Source organism: Synechococcus sp. R5-15 (assembly GCF_047462035.1).
GTDB lineage: Bacteria > Cyanobacteriota > Cyanobacteriia > Thermostichales > Thermostichaceae > Thermostichus.
In genome coordinates this window covers 1-13652 of sequence record NZ_JANSIK010000108.1, presented here as the reverse complement: position 1 = coordinate 13652, position 13652 = coordinate 1, and the positions used below count along the sequence as shown (strand labels likewise).

Below are 13652 nucleotides of genomic sequence, written 5' to 3'. Positions count from 1 at the left end.
GGACGCCCGGCTCTAGCCTTTATTCTCAACACAGTTCCACAGCAATCTTATGTCTGCTGCCGAACCGACTACCTATCATTTTGTCGTTGCCAGCCTGTCTTTCTTACGTTCTGAGCCTCTGGAAGAGGTGCTGGAGGAGCGTCGTCGATACTGCGAGGAGCGCCATTGCCCTGTCGATTTCTTCTGGGTGCCCCAGCCGGCCTTCATGGAAGCTCCAGAGTTAAAGCCCCTGCGGGACAAGTTGAAGGAGCCCCTGGGGGCAGTGGTATCCACCAACGCGGATTTTATTCGTTGGCTGAGCCTGCGCTTAACCTTTGTAGAGAAGGGCAGCTTTGTGGCTCCCAGCGAGTCGATCCCGGATCCCTTGCGCTCCTTGTCTGCCGCAGGAAGCTAGGCCTGCCGATTCCCAAGATTTGGGTTGGTGGATTGGAAGGCGGGCCAAGATAAGATCGGGGCACCCCATTTCCACTTTTGTTTGCTGACGGGATCCCATTCTGTTGTGGGGCCGACGTCGGGGAAATGGGCAGGTCACCTGGGGAGCATGATGACTTTGGAGCAACGATGGGGCTGGCCGGAGGGAGGGGCAGGGATCTGCCACCCCAGTTCCCCTCTCCGGGATCTACCTGCATCAACGCCAAGTTGGGGACTGAAGTCAGAAGCTCTCTCGCCTGAGCCGACAGCAAGCTCCACCCTCAGCTTGCTGGAGCATTCTTCCGGGGATCCCTTGCCAGGGCCACCCCCTGAGGATCCCGAAAAGGAGCAAAAAGCAGAGAAGGAAGATCAAGGTCTGTCTGAGCCGGGCCTGAGCAACTTTGTGGCCGTGCTGCGCCGGCGCAATTTCCTGCTGCTGTGGATGGGGCAGGTGTGTTCCCAGTTGGCGGACAAGGTGTTGTTGGTGCTGCTGATTGGGTTGGTTGCCCGCGAATTTCAGCCGGAAGGGGCTTCCATCAGCGGTTGGGTCTCGGCCATCATGCTGGCTTTTACGCTGCCGGCGATGCTATTGGGCAGCCTGGCAGGGGTATTTGTGGATCGCTGGCTAAAAAAAGGAGTGTTGGTGCTCTCCAACCTGGCGCGTGGGATCCTGGTGCTGCTGTTGCCGCCGCTGCTCTGGCTCACTGCCGGGCGCGACCTTTGGCCGGGGATCCCCTTGGGGTTTGCGGGGCTGTTGCTGGTGAGCTTTGCCGTCTCGGTTCTGACCCAGTTTTTTGCTCCTGCCGAGCAGGCGACTTTGCCCCTGATCCTGCCGAAGCGAGAGCTGCTGGCGGCCAACTCCCTGTACACCACCACGATGATGGCTTCGCTGATCGTCGGGTTTGCTGTGGGGGAGCCGCTGTTAACCCTGGCAGATCGTTGGGTACGCCATTGGTTGCCGGGCTGGGAAGTGGGGCCGGAGCTGTTGGTGGGGGGAGCCTACCTCTTGGCGGGATCCCTGCTATTGCTGCTACAACCCCATGAGAAGCTGGAGCCCCGGCGTTGGGAAGTCCCCCACCTCTGGGAAGATCTCCGCTTGGGCCTGCAATATGTCAGCCAGATGCCCCTGATCCGAGCTGCCTTGGTGCAGGTGGTGGTGCTCTACTCGCTGTTTGCGGCGCTGGCAGTTTTGGCGGTGCGCATGGCCGAAGTGATGGCAGAGCTGAAGCCGGATCAGTTCGGGGTGTTGTTGGCCGCTGCTGGCCTAGGCATGGGGATCGGCGCCTTTTGGGTGGGCCATACGGGCCGACGGGTGAGCCGCCGCGCCTGGGTTGGCCTGGGATCCCTGCTGCTCTGTGGGGCTCTGGCAGCCCTCTCCTGGACGACCCACTGGCTGCTGCCCAGCTTGGGCTGGATTGCCCTGTTGGGCTGTGGGGGGGCTTTGGTGGCGGTGCCGATGCAAACCTTGATCCAAGAGGAAACGCCTGACCATCTGCGAGGCAAGATCTTTGGGCTCCAGAACAACGCCGCCAACATTGCCCTCAGTTTGCCGCTGGTGTTCACGGGATTGGCAGAAGCCCGCCTTGGCCTTCCCTGGATGTTTGTGGCCCTGTCTGTTCTGGCGGGGCTGGCGGGGCTGTACACCTGGAGCCTATTGGGCAGAGAGGTCTCGTAAATCCTGCCGCAGCGCGAGGTTGGATATCCTCTTCCGAGGGGACGGGCCAAGGCAGGAGCTAACTCTGCTACTCTTGTAGAGGCTTGAGCATCGAGACTCCCTTTGCAGCTCAGCGTTTTAGCTCCGCGGGGATCCGCCCATGCACATCGCCTGGATAGGCAAAAAAACACCTTTCTGTGGCAACGTCACCTATAGCCGCGAGGTGACCAACGGCCTTTTGGATCGGGGACATCAGGTTAGCTTTTTTCACTTCACCAACGAGGGCCAACCGCCCGCCCTGGATCCTGGAGGTGAAGGCTGGAGGGCGGAGCTGGATCGTCGAGACGTTTCCCTCCCCTGTCTGTACAAGTCGCAGATTTACACGATCCCGGCCCCCAACGCCAAGCGGTTGCTCACCCAGGCCCTCAAGGAATTGCAGCCGGATCTGGTACATGCCTCCTTGACCATTTCTCCCATCGACTTTGTGCTGCCGGAGATCTGTGCTGAGCTCAACCAGCCGCTGGTGGCCACCTTCCACCCGGCCTTCGACCGGCGGCGGCGCAACATCGCCTCTCGCACCCAATACTTGGCCTACCAGCTCTACGCCCCGTGTTTGGCCAACTATCACCGCACCATTGTCTTCTCGGAAACGCAACGGGAGATCTTGGTCAAACTGGGGGTGAGCCCCCAGCAGGTGGTGGTCATTCCCAATGGTGTGGATGTGGACAAGTACGCGCCTGGGCCCTCCACCCTCAAACAGCGGTTGGGACTGGAGCGGATCTTCGTCTATCAAGGGCGGGTCTCGCCGGAAAAAAACCTGGAAGCCCTACTCAAGGCTTGGAAACACGCCCAAATGGGGGAGAAGTGTGGTCTGCTGATCGTGGGGGATGGGCCACTGCTCAACACCCTCAAGCCCTGCTACACCCTTCAACATGGGATCCACTGGCTGGGCTATATTGCCGACGAGCAGCAGCGCATCGAGATCTTGCGAGGGGCTGATGTGTTTGTTTTGCCCTCCTTGATCGAGGGGCTCTCTTTGTCGCTGCTGGAGGCGATGGCCTGTGGGGTGGCAGCGGTAGCCACCGATGTCGGCGCTGATGGAGAGGTTTTGGCCGATGGAGCTGGGATCCCGCTGGATCCAACACGGGTGACAGCAGAGCTGCAAACGCTGCTGCCTTTGCTGCGGGATCAACGGGAGTTTACCCAACTGCTGGGGATGAAGGCCCGCCAGCGGGTGCTGGAGCGCTATACCCTCAGCCACAACCTCAGCCAGGTGGAACAGCTCTACCGAGAGCTGTGCCAGGGATCCCGTCAGCATCGCCGGGTGTGAGGGATGAGTGTGATGAAGCTTGTGATATTTTTGCTAAGCTGTTTCGTTACGTTTCCAAGGGATTAACGCCAGTCTTCCCGATGGATGATCACAGCCCCCAAAAGGCCGTTTTAGGGCAGCCCCCTGCCGGGCTGTCAGATTCTTTGTGGTCAGAGTCCTTGCTGGCCCAGGATTCGGGCAAAAATCCCCTCCCCCCCAATGCTCCGTCGCTGTCGCCCACGGACAATTCGGGGGACTTGCGCTCAGCTCAGACCGGCCAGGATGAGGATCCCACCTCTTCAGGTGCCGTTGCGTCCGATGATAGAGAGCTGCCGGAGGTCAAGCCGGCCATTGTGCCTGCCCCTGCAATGCCGGATCGGGTGGCAGAACTGGAGAGAGAACACCATCGGATGCAGTATCTGCTGGCGTGGCTGGCTTTTGCTCTGCGCTCTTTTAACAACTTGAACCAGATCCTGGAGCTGACGGCTTTTGTGGCCAGCCAACTGACCGATGCCGAAGGCGGAGCCCTGGTTTTGTTCAATCCCAACGGCACCATCCAGTTGGATCAACTGCATTGCTCTGATCTCAATCACCGCGAGCAGATTCGGGCTGAGATGGAGCAAATTACCCAGACCCTCTCGGCTCAAGAGCCCATTCTCAAAACGGAGGGATCCCTGTCTGTTAAGATCCCTGCCCTTGAACACCTCTTGGACGAACGGTTCCGCCAGAGCTTGGGGCCGGATGTACGCCTTTTCGGCACGCCGCTGCTGATTCGCAACTCTGTCCAGGGTCGCTTGTACGTCTTCAGCCGTCAGCCTGGCTACCACTGGGATGAACGTCGCCAACAACTGTTGCGCTTGGTCGCCGATCAGGCAGGGGTGGCCATCGAAAATGACCGCTTGACGGCAGCCTTGCGCCGCAAGATGGCCCTGGAAAAAGAAATGGAGATTGGCTCTTACATCCAGACCCAACTGCTACCTCGGGAGTGCCCTCAAGTCAAGGGGATTCGCCTGGCAGCCCGTTGCCGGGTGGCCAGCAAAGTGGGGGGCGACTACTATGACTTCATCAAGATTCCCGGCGAACGCCTGGAAACATCCGACTCATCTGAAGAAACGGCAGGCTTTCGCTTGGCCATCGTCATTGGGGATGTGATGGGCAAAGGGGTGCCCGCCGGCCTGTTGATGACCATGACCCGCGCCATGGTGCGGGCGGAGGCCCTCAACCGCCATTCGCCGGCCCGTGTTCTGCAACATCTGAACCGGGCCATGTACAGTGACCTGGAAAACTCCAATCGCTTCATCAGCCTGTTTTATTCGGAGTACGATCCCCGCTCCCATCGCCTCTGCTTCAGCAACGCGGCCCACAACCCCACCCTGTGGTGGCAGGCCCGCACCCGAGAAATTCAACCCCTGGACACAGAGGGGGCGCTGATCGGCTTGGAAGAAAACAGCCACTACTCGGAAAGCTGCGTGCAACTGCAACCCGGGGATGTGGTGGTGTACTACACCGATGGCTACACGGAGACAGCCAACACCCGCGGCGAGCGCTTGGAAACCTCTGGGCTGATGGACGCCATCCAGTATGCTGCCTGTCGCTACGACTCCCCCGAAGACATTTTGGAGAGCTTGTTTGAGCAGATGGATGCCTTCCGAGGCCGTCGGGGATCCCATCCTCTTCCCCTGTGGCTGCCTGCGGATCCAGAGCTCCTGTTGCAGGACGAGATTTCCCTGCGGCCTGAGCCCGTGGACGACACAACGCTGGTGGTGTTGAAGGTGTTGCCCGACTCCGAGCCAGCCTAGCTAAAAAAGTTCAAACTCAGGGTTAATGACAGCAGGCTGCAACGCTCACAATAGCTCAAGCAAGCTACTCAACGCTACTGGGCTGGGCAGCAACGGTGGGTTGGTTGACGTGGTTTTGCCGGACTACTAGGCTAGTTGGTTAGTTCTGGCATGCGTTCTGCATGGGCTAAAGCCTGCTCCAGCTTTAGTCTGTGTGGCTCTCTCAGAGAGCAAGGAGCGGCTACCTGCAGCTTGCGGGGAAGTCACGCCTGTGGAGATCCCTCTGGCGGGGCAGTGGGGGTGATCTCTGCTGCCAGCCATAGTTCGTTAAGGCAGGAAGAAAGCAGAAGCGCGGCAGACGCTGAGCACTCCGCGCCGCCGGTGCGAGTGGAAGTGTTTGTTGGCGTTTCGTAGGTCTTTCAGAGCGGTACGCTCTAGCTGGTGGAGCTACCAGGTTGGCTGCACTGTGTTATCTACACCTGAGGTACAACCATGAACTTCTCTTCTTCTGGGTCTGAGACCGCTTCGGTTTACTTGCCGGCCCCCACGGCTTTCCAGACGGAAATGATTGTCGGGCAGGTGTTCCGACAGGATGTGCTGGGTGATATCCGCAAGGGTTGGAATGGCTTTGTGGAATCGGGCCAAATTTGGGCGCTTTTGATAGGGATCGTGGCGGGCTACATGCTCAAGAGCATCACCAGCTCCCACTAGGGCCTTGTCACCATTGCTCTAGCTGGATCCATTGGGCCTGGGCCGGCGGGGTTTTGGCCGTCGGCGGTCGGTTTCTGTGTTTTTTCTCCACAACTGCAGTGGGGTCTTCCTACGGTGGTCAATCCTTCTCCCCATTCTTCCGGTTCCCAGCCAATGTCTGAGCCGACGGTAACTTCCACCCCTCGCCCCTGGAGCCAACGCTTTGAGGGATCCCTGCATCCTGCCATTGCCCGCTTCAACGCCAGCATCGGCTTCGACATCCGCCTGCTGCCCTACGATGTGGCCGGATCCCTGGCTCATGTGCAGATGTTGGCCGCTTGTGGCATCCTGACCCAGCAAGAGGCCGACCAGATCCGGTGGGGATTGGAGCAGATCCAACAGGAGGCGGCTGCCGGCACCTTCCGGCCCGATCCAGAGGCAGAGGATGTCCACTACGCCGTCGAGCGTCGTTTGGTGGCTTTGGTGGGGGAAGTGGGAAAAAAACTGCATACCGGGCGCTCCCGCAACGACCAAGTGGCCACCGATCTGCGTCTCTATCTGCGAGATCAGATCGATCACCTTCGTCAAGCCCTCTGGGAGCTGCGCGGAGTTTTGTTGGACTTGGCTGAGCGGCATCTGGAGACAATCCTGCCCGGCTACACCCATCTGCAACGGGCTCAGCCGATTAGCTTGGCCCACCACCTCTTGGCCTATGAAGAAATGTTCTGGCGAGACTGGCAACGGCTGGGGCGGGTGCGGGAAGAGGTGAATGTCTGCCCCCTCGGATCCGGGGCTTTGGCCGGCACTTCTCTGCCCATCGATCGGCAGCTCACCGCCCATCTGCTGGGATTTGAGCGGATCAGCGCCAACAGCTTGGATGCCGTTAGCGACCGGGACTACCTGGTGGAGTTCCACGCTGCCGCCAGCTTGATTTTGGTGCATCTCAGCCGCCTCTCGGAAGAGATGATCCTCTGGGCTTCCCAGGAGTTCGGCTTTGTCACCCTCACCGATGCCTGTGCCACCGGCTCCAGCCTCATGCCCCAGAAGAAAAATCCCGATGTGCCGGAGTTGGTGCGCGGCAAGGCGGGGCGGGTGTTTGGCCATCTCCAGGCTTTGTTGGTCACCTTGAAGGGGCTGCCGCTGGCCTACAACAAAGATCTCCAAGAAGACAAAGAGGGACTATTCGACACGGTCGATACCCTGAAAGCCTGCCTAGAGGCGATGACCCTTCTGCTGCGGGAAGGGATCCAATTTCAACCTGAGCGCATGGCGGCTGCTGTGCAGGAAGATTTCTCCAACGCCACCGATGTGGCCGACTACCTGGTGCGCAAAGGGATCCCCTTTCGCACAGCCCATGATTTGGTGGGGCAGATTGTGCGCATTTGTTTGGCAGAGGGGATCCTGCTGCGGGATCTGCCCTTGGAGCGCTGGAAAACCTTCCACCCGGCCTTTGAGGCGGACATTTTGACGGCCATTGAGCCCCGCCAGGTGGTGGCCACGCGGCTCAGCGCCGGGGGAACGGGCTTTGCTGTGGTGCGAGAAGCCCTGCAACGGGCCCAGGCCCGCCACCAGCAGCCAGAGCCATCGGAAGAAACTCCACAAACTTAAACTGAACTCAAGGAGAGTTTGCAATTCTTGGGTTCTTCTCGCCAGTGTGTGCCATCCTGAGGTTCTCAGCCATCCAACGCAACTCCCAGCTTGTTGGCCTCTTCCCTGGGTATCGTTCCATGTTGGATAACCTCACCGCCCACGTCCTCGAAAATGCGGCCAAGCGTCGCTGGCGGGAACGCGCCTACAGCCGATTTTTGCAAGATTGGCGACGGCAAGTGGTGCTGCTGCGCCGTCAACGGGCCGGCGAATTTGGCCCACCCCTGGGGGATCCCTCTTGTGTTTTCAGTGCCCACTCGGCTTGGTTGCGCTGTGCCGTCCATCCCCAAGGGCCGTGCCAGGGTTGCCCCCACTATGCCCCCGTCACCCCTCCAAAGCCAGAGCCACCTCTGGGTTCACTCGATGGACGGGTCTGACCGCGCCACACTGGTGGCCGAACATTTTCAGCAGCGGCGGCCTCTGCGGAACGGCCTGCCCGTTGCGCCCCAATGGCATCCGCTGTAGCTAAGTTGAGGGATCCCCGGCCAACTTGTGCCAGAATAAAAGAACGGTAACTCCATCGGCAAAGGCGAGATTCATGGCCCTCTACCTCTCGGCAGACCACCTTCACAGCATCCGCCAGCACGGCGAACAAGCCTTTCCCCACGAGAGCTGCGGCATTTTAATTGGGGAAATCCGGGGATCCGACAAGATCATCCACGAGCTTTGGTCGGTGACCAACACCTGGGATCAAGCCGAAAACCCTCTGGCAGACGGGGAATCCAGCCGCCGCCGCTTTTTGATCGATCCGGCGGATTTCAAGCGGGCCAACGACCACGCGGTGCGCAAAGGGCTGGGGATCCTGGGCACCTATCATTCCCACCCCAACCATGCGGCCATTCCCTCCGAGTTTGATCGGCAGCATGCTTTTCCTTGGGGCTTTTCCTGTGTGATCGTCAGTGTGCGCGAGGGCAAGGCAGAAGAGGTGGTGAGCTGGGTTTTGGATGAGCAGGAGCAGCCCCAACGGGAGCCGATGCAGATGCTGGAAGACATTCGCATCCCCCCGCTCCCGGCTTTGGCAAGCTAGAGTCGTTTGGGCTTTGCCGCTGTTTCAGGCTGAAATTCACGGCTAAGTTCAGTTGGGATCCTTGAAAGCTGGGATGGGTACCACCGGAAAAAGCGGTAGTCTAGTGCTGAACCTTGTCTGTAAGATAGCTGAATCCTCAAAGTCAGTAGACAGCCCCAACAAGATCGACAAACGGATAGGTCAGCCCAGATCCTCTGGATCCTCAAAAGTCTCCAGTAGATACCCAAGATCTCTCCCCGAACTCCCATGGCAACCAAAGTTCTGATCCCCTCTCCCCTGCGCCCCTACACCGACAACCTGGAAGCTGTCGAGATCGAGGGCAGCAATGTTGGCGAAGTGATGGGCAACCTCATCGCCCGCTATGGCGAGCTGAAGCGCCACCTCTACACCGAGGATGGGAAGCTGCGCAATTTTGTCAATGTCTACCTCAACGACGAGGATGTGCGCACGTTGCCCCAAGGCAACAACACCCCCGTGGGAGAACAAGCCGTCATCAGCATCGTTCCCGCTATTGCTGGAGGGTTGTGAGCATGTTGAACCTGGACACCAGCCAAGTCAGCCTCTCCCGCGAGGAGATGGAGCGGTTTTCTCGGCATTTGATCCTGCCCGAGGTGGGCCTAGAAGGACAGAAGCGGCTGAAAGCGGGCAAAGTGCTGTGCATCGGCACAGGCGGCCTTGGCTCGCCCCTGTTGCTGTACTTGGCGGCAGCCGGCGTGGGGCGGATCGGCATTGTCGATTTTGATGTGGTGGATGTGTCCAACCTGCAGCGGCAGGTGATCCACGGCACCTCCTGGGTGGGCAAGCCGAAGGTGGAATCGGCCAAGAACCGCATCCTGGAGATCAACCCCCACTGTCAAGTGGATGTTTACAACACCGCCCTGAAGGCCCACAACGCACTGGAGCTGTTTGCCAACTATGACGTGATTGTGGATGGCACCGATAACTTCCCCACCCGTTACCTGGTGAACGATGCCTGTGTGTTGACGGGCAAGCCCAATGTCTACGGCTCGATCTTCCGCTTCGAGGGACAAGCGACGGTCTTCAACTACGAAGATGGGCCCAACTACCGGGATCTCTACCCCGAGCCGCCCCCACCAGGACTGGTGCCCTCCTGCGCCGAAGGGGGAGTGTTGGGGATCCTCCCCGGCATCATCGGTGTTATTCAAGCTACCGAAACCGTGAAGATCCTGCTGGGCGTGGGCACAACCCTAAGTGGGCGGCTGCTGCTTTACGATGCCCTGAACATGAGCTTCCGGGAGCTGAAGCTGCGCAAAAACCCCGCCACTCCTCCCATCACCCAGCTTATCGACTATGAGCAGTTCTGCGGGATCCCACAAGCCCAAGCTGCCGAACAGGCTGGCCAAGCGGAGATCCCGGAGATCACCGTGGCTGAGCTAAAAGCCCGCCTCGATGCCCAGCAAGACTTTGTGCTGGTCGATGTGCGCAACCCAAATGAGTGGGAGATAGGCCGGATCCCTGGTGCTCACCTGATCCCCTTGCCCCAAATTGAAAATGGCGATGGGGTGGAGCAGGTGCGTCGCCTCCTTAACGGCTCAGAGCTGATCGTCCACTGCAAGAGTGGGGCACGCTCGGCCAAAGCCCTGAAGATCCTACAAGCTGCTGGGATCCAAGGAAAAAACCTGCGCGGGGGGATCCTCGCCTGGGCAGAGGCTTACGATCCCTCGATTCCCAAGTACTGACTCTGCCTTGGGATCCCTACCTGTCGCCCGGTTTGCTCTAGCATAGATCCGGCAGATCCGGTGCCCAGAGCCGGCTGTGCCAGGTTTTCCCTTTTTGCGTCCCCTTTTCCATGAGTGCCATCCCGCAGGCCGAGACAGAGACGATCTTCCACTCCATCCCCGAAGCCCTCGAAGACCTCAAGTGTGGTCGCATGGTCATCGTGGTCGATGACGAAAACCGAGAAAACGAAGGGGATCTGGTCTGTGCTGCCCAGTTTGCCACGCCCCAAGCTATCAACTTCATGGCCACCTACGGGCGGGGCCTTATCTGCCTGGCCATGCAGGGATCCCGCCTCGATGAGCTGAAGATCCCGCTGATGGTGGGGCAGAACACCGACAGCAACCAAACTGCCTTCACCGTCAGCATTGATGCTGGGCCAGAGGCTGGAGTTTCCACCGGCATTTCCGCTGCCGATCGCTCTCGCACCATTCAGGCGGCCATTCACCCGCACACGCGACCGGAAGATCTGCGCCGGCCTGGGCATGTCTTTCCGCTGCGGGCACGGGAGGGCGGAGTACTCAAACGGGCTGGCCATACGGAAGCGGCGGTGGATCTGGCGATGTTGGCCGGGCTGTATCCGGCAGGGGTGATTTGCGAGATCCAAAACCCGGATGGCTCCATGGCCCGCCTGCCCCAGTTGATCGAATATGCCCGTCAGCACGATTTGAAGATCATCACCATCGCCCACCTCATCGAGTACCGCTTGCGCACCGAACAACTGGTTCACCGAGAGGCTGCCGCCACCCTGCCCACGGAGTTTGGCCAGTTTCGGGTTTACGGCTACCGCGATAGCCTCAACCAAGTCGAGCACCTGGCCCTGGTGAAAGGGGATCCGACCCAATTTGCCGCTGAGCCCGTCCTGGTGCGCGTCCATGTGGAGTGTCCCCTAGGGGATGCGCTGGGATCCCTGCGCTGCGATTGTCGCCGCCAATTGACAGCGGCCCTGAAGATGATCGACCACCAAGGCAAGGGGGTACTGGTGTACCTGCGCCGGCAAGAGCAGGAGCTGAGTCTCATCGAGCAAATCAAGTCCTACGCCCGGCAAGATCTGGGACTTTCTGAAACCGCGCCACCGGTGGCGATGGACTTGCGCGATTACGGCATCGGCGCCCAGATCCTACGGGATGTAGGGGTGCGCAAAATGCGCCTGATCAGCAACACCTCTCGCCACATCAGCGGCTTGAAAGGATTTGGCCTGGAAGTGGCCGAGCGCGTGCCCTTGCTGGTGGAAGAGCCGGATCTCAATTTGCACGTGGAGCCGTCCTGTTCCCTGAAACCGATTCCGGCCTAGGCCTGTAGAGCGTTGTAGGGCCGAGGGCTGCGGTAAAACAAAGGCTGGGGTGCAGCCGGCTCGCCGTCCACTACATAAGCCTTGGATCCCCAGCCCCAGAAAGACCAGAAAGGACGTTCGGGCCCCGATGGAGCCGTCATTGCTATGCGACGCTTCCGCGCTGGTGACAGGGGTGCGGAGCACTGGCGCGCCGGTAGGAGGGAGTCCCTGGCTGTCGGGCTCAAGAGTTGCTTCGGCAGGACAGGAATGTCGGATCCCACCTGTGACCACACCTCATAGCTCCGAGGGCGCACCACCACGAGGCTGATCAGGGATCCGCGATCCATGTCGTAGCGGCAACTGTCAATGGCCTCTTGCAGCCGCGAAAAGCTCCGGTTGAAAACATAAAAATGGTCTTGGAAGCGGATGGCCTCCCAGAAACCTTCCCGTGTAACCGCCACATAGTCGTGATTGGCGGAGGCGTAGTCGAGGATCACCATGCGTGTAAAGACTGATCAGCGATGAATCAAAATGAGAGAGCCTTTACCGTATTTTCACCTAAGCACGATCTTGGACAGCCTGTCATCCGCAAAATGGCTCACCTGCAACAAGGCTTAATGCGTTTCTTTACTCTGCAAACTGCTGCCGCCCGCCTCTCTATCCCCTCCGGCTCCAGGGATCCCACCCAGTTCCCGTCGCAGCTCGGCCATGGCTGCTTCTCCGATGTGGGGGGTGGCGCAGACTAGGTTGGGTGTGCGGATTAGATCGGCTCGGGCTTGGCGCACCAAGACCCGCAGGGTGGGGTAGCTGGCCTCATCGCAAATCAGCGTATGGGCGCGGCGGATTAGGGATCCCACCCGTTCCGTATCCGAGATCACTGCCGTCAGCACCAGCAGGTCTCCCCGCAGACTGTAGACGATCACCTCGGCAACCTCCAGCAGGGCAGTGCTGATGCTCACCAGCCCCAGACAGGCGTAGGAAGGCAATTGGCGGATCAGGGCAATTTCACGGGCGTAGTCAGACACCTCCACCGTCAGAACACGGGCCCCTCGGGGTTGGGCAATGGCCTCGACGGCGCTGAGAAAATAGTGCAGCGTCACCACAGTGCCGGAATGGATCTGATCCAGAACGGTGGCCAGCTCCTCCAGGGGCACCAACTGGACCCGGATGCCCAAAGTCTGCTGGATTTGCTGGGCCATCAGTTGTCCTGTACCCAAATCCCGGTTGGGCACACACACCAGCACTTGGGCACTGCAGCGCAATCGCCAATCGATCTCCGCTAGCAGCAGATCCCGCACCTGCTCCAAAGAAAACCCCTGCTGCAGCAGCTGGTCGATGCCCTGGCGCACCTGCTCCAGGACCTGTCGGGATCGATCCAGGTTTTCCCCCAGGCCGCGAGAGTAGTTAACCACCTGGCGGGCGGAGCGGCTCACGTAAATGCCAGATCCAGCGCGGGTTTCCACCAGGCCCATAGCCTCCAATTGGCGGTAAACCTTGTGGATGGTGTTGCGGTGCAGGCCCGTTTGCATAGCCAATTGACGGGTGCTGGGCAGGCGGCAGCCGGGAGGAAACTGCCCACAGGCAATGGCGAAGCAGAGCAAATTAAAAAGCTGTACGGAGCCAGGGATCCCGCTCCCCGGCTGGATGGAAATGCGCATCATGGCCCGCTTTTCTCCCTTTGACAACGCCGTTGCGAGCCCGTTTCTGGGCTACGTAAGAATCCCTCGACTTCAGTCGGCGGGAGTGTCAACTGCCTGCAAGATAGCGCCGACGCCGGATAGACAAGCTCCAGAGGAGATCGGGATTGAGAGCCCTATTCGGGGATGCGGTGCATCCGGCTGGGATCCCAACTTAAAGTCACCTCCGTCCCTTCCGGCAACTGCTGCAAATTCAGGCCGGGGTTGGGTTGCACAGCCAAAAGTTTCACCTCACAGCCCGACACCCATACCTGATAGCGAATGAAAGCCCCTAGATAAGCAGTGTCGCAAATCCGTCCCCGCAAGCGGCAGTGGCCATCGGGGATCCCTTCTTCAGCTAGAAATCGCAGGAGCCCCGTACTGTACCCGTAGGGTCAGTGTCGGGAGGAATGCGGAAGTTATGATAGAACCATGACCCAAGTCCTGACC

General features: G+C 59.6%; 13 protein-coding genes and 1 pseudogene. 11 read left to right on the top strand and 3 right to left on the bottom strand.

Annotated elements, in window-relative coordinates; translation table 11 throughout:
• Positions 1 to 49 precede the first annotated feature (49 nt).
• The 11 genes and pseudogenes from NW839_RS09845 to ribB all read left to right on the top strand — a co-directional run.
• Positions 50 to 394 carry an MgPME-cyclase complex family protein gene (locus NW839_RS09845; protein ID WP_414329330.1) on the top strand — a complete coding sequence of 115 codons (345 nt, stop codon included), beginning with the start codon at positions 50 to 52 and terminating at the stop codon, positions 392 to 394.
• A gap of 150 nt (positions 395 to 544) precedes the next feature.
• The gene (locus tag NW839_RS09840; RefSeq protein WP_414380613.1) at positions 545 to 2086 is read left to right on the top strand and encodes an MFS transporter; all 1542 of its coding nucleotides are present in this window, start codon (positions 545 to 547) and stop codon (positions 2084 to 2086) included.
• 139 nt (positions 2087 to 2225) lie between these two features.
• Positions 2226 to 3395, top strand: a complete 1170-nt coding sequence (locus NW839_RS09835; RefSeq protein ID WP_414349806.1) for a glycosyltransferase family 4 protein — start codon at positions 2226 to 2228, stop codon at positions 3393 to 3395.
• A gap of 80 nt (positions 3396 to 3475) precedes the next feature.
• Complete coding sequence (locus NW839_RS09830; RefSeq protein ID WP_414349807.1) at positions 3476 to 5173, top strand: PP2C family protein-serine/threonine phosphatase; 1698 nt, start codon at positions 3476 to 3478, stop codon at positions 5171 to 5173.
• Positions 5174 to 5644: 471 nt separating this feature from the next.
• Positions 5645 to 5863, top strand: coding sequence for a hypothetical protein (locus NW839_RS09825; protein WP_414349808.1), 219 nt, complete (start codon positions 5645 to 5647; stop codon positions 5861 to 5863).
• A gap of 153 nt (positions 5864 to 6016) precedes the next feature.
• Entirely contained in the window at positions 6017 to 7450 is a 1434-nt protein-coding gene (gene argH / locus NW839_RS09820; RefSeq protein WP_414349809.1) for an argininosuccinate lyase, read from the top strand.
• A 119-nt stretch (positions 7451 to 7569) separates the two neighbouring features.
• Positions 7570 to 7866, top strand: coding sequence for a DUF6464 family protein (locus NW839_RS09815; protein WP_414329336.1), 297 nt, complete (start codon positions 7570 to 7572; stop codon positions 7864 to 7866).
• Positions 7867 to 8027: 161 nt separating this feature from the next.
• Complete coding sequence (locus NW839_RS09810) at positions 8028 to 8516, top strand: M67 family metallopeptidase (RefSeq protein WP_011433657.1); 489 nt, start codon at positions 8028 to 8030, stop codon at positions 8514 to 8516.
• Between the two features lie 246 nt (positions 8517 to 8762).
• Positions 8763 to 9044, top strand: a complete 282-nt coding sequence (locus tag NW839_RS09805; RefSeq protein WP_011433658.1) for a MoaD/ThiS family protein — start codon at positions 8763 to 8765, stop codon at positions 9042 to 9044.
• A 2-nt stretch (positions 9045 to 9046) separates the two neighbouring features.
• Positions 9047 to 10216, top strand: coding sequence for a molybdopterin-synthase adenylyltransferase MoeB (gene moeB / locus NW839_RS09800; protein WP_414349810.1), 1170 nt, complete (start codon positions 9047 to 9049; stop codon positions 10214 to 10216).
• A gap of 143 nt (positions 10217 to 10359) precedes the next feature.
• Positions 10360 to 11508 (top strand): annotated as a pseudogene (ribB, locus tag NW839_RS09795) (3,4-dihydroxy-2-butanone-4-phosphate synthase); the annotation flags it as partial.
• A 35-nt stretch (positions 11509 to 11543) separates the two neighbouring features.
• Here the strand turns inward: ribB and NW839_RS09790 are convergent.
• From NW839_RS09790 to NW839_RS09780, 3 genes are all read right to left on the bottom strand, one after another.
• Complete coding sequence (locus NW839_RS09790) at positions 11544 to 12026, bottom strand: hypothetical protein (protein WP_414349811.1); 483 nt, start codon at positions 12024 to 12026, stop codon at positions 11544 to 11546.
• A 114-nt stretch (positions 12027 to 12140) separates the two neighbouring features.
• Positions 12141 to 13187, bottom strand: coding sequence for a GntR family transcriptional regulator (locus tag NW839_RS09785; RefSeq protein WP_414349812.1), 1047 nt, complete (start codon positions 13185 to 13187; stop codon positions 12141 to 12143).
• Between the two features lie 152 nt (positions 13188 to 13339).
• A complete protein-coding gene (locus NW839_RS09780; RefSeq protein WP_414380619.1) occupies positions 13340 to 13549 on the bottom strand; it encodes a TOBE domain-containing protein in 210 nt (69 codons plus the stop codon).
• Positions 13550 to 13652 lie beyond the last annotated feature (103 nt).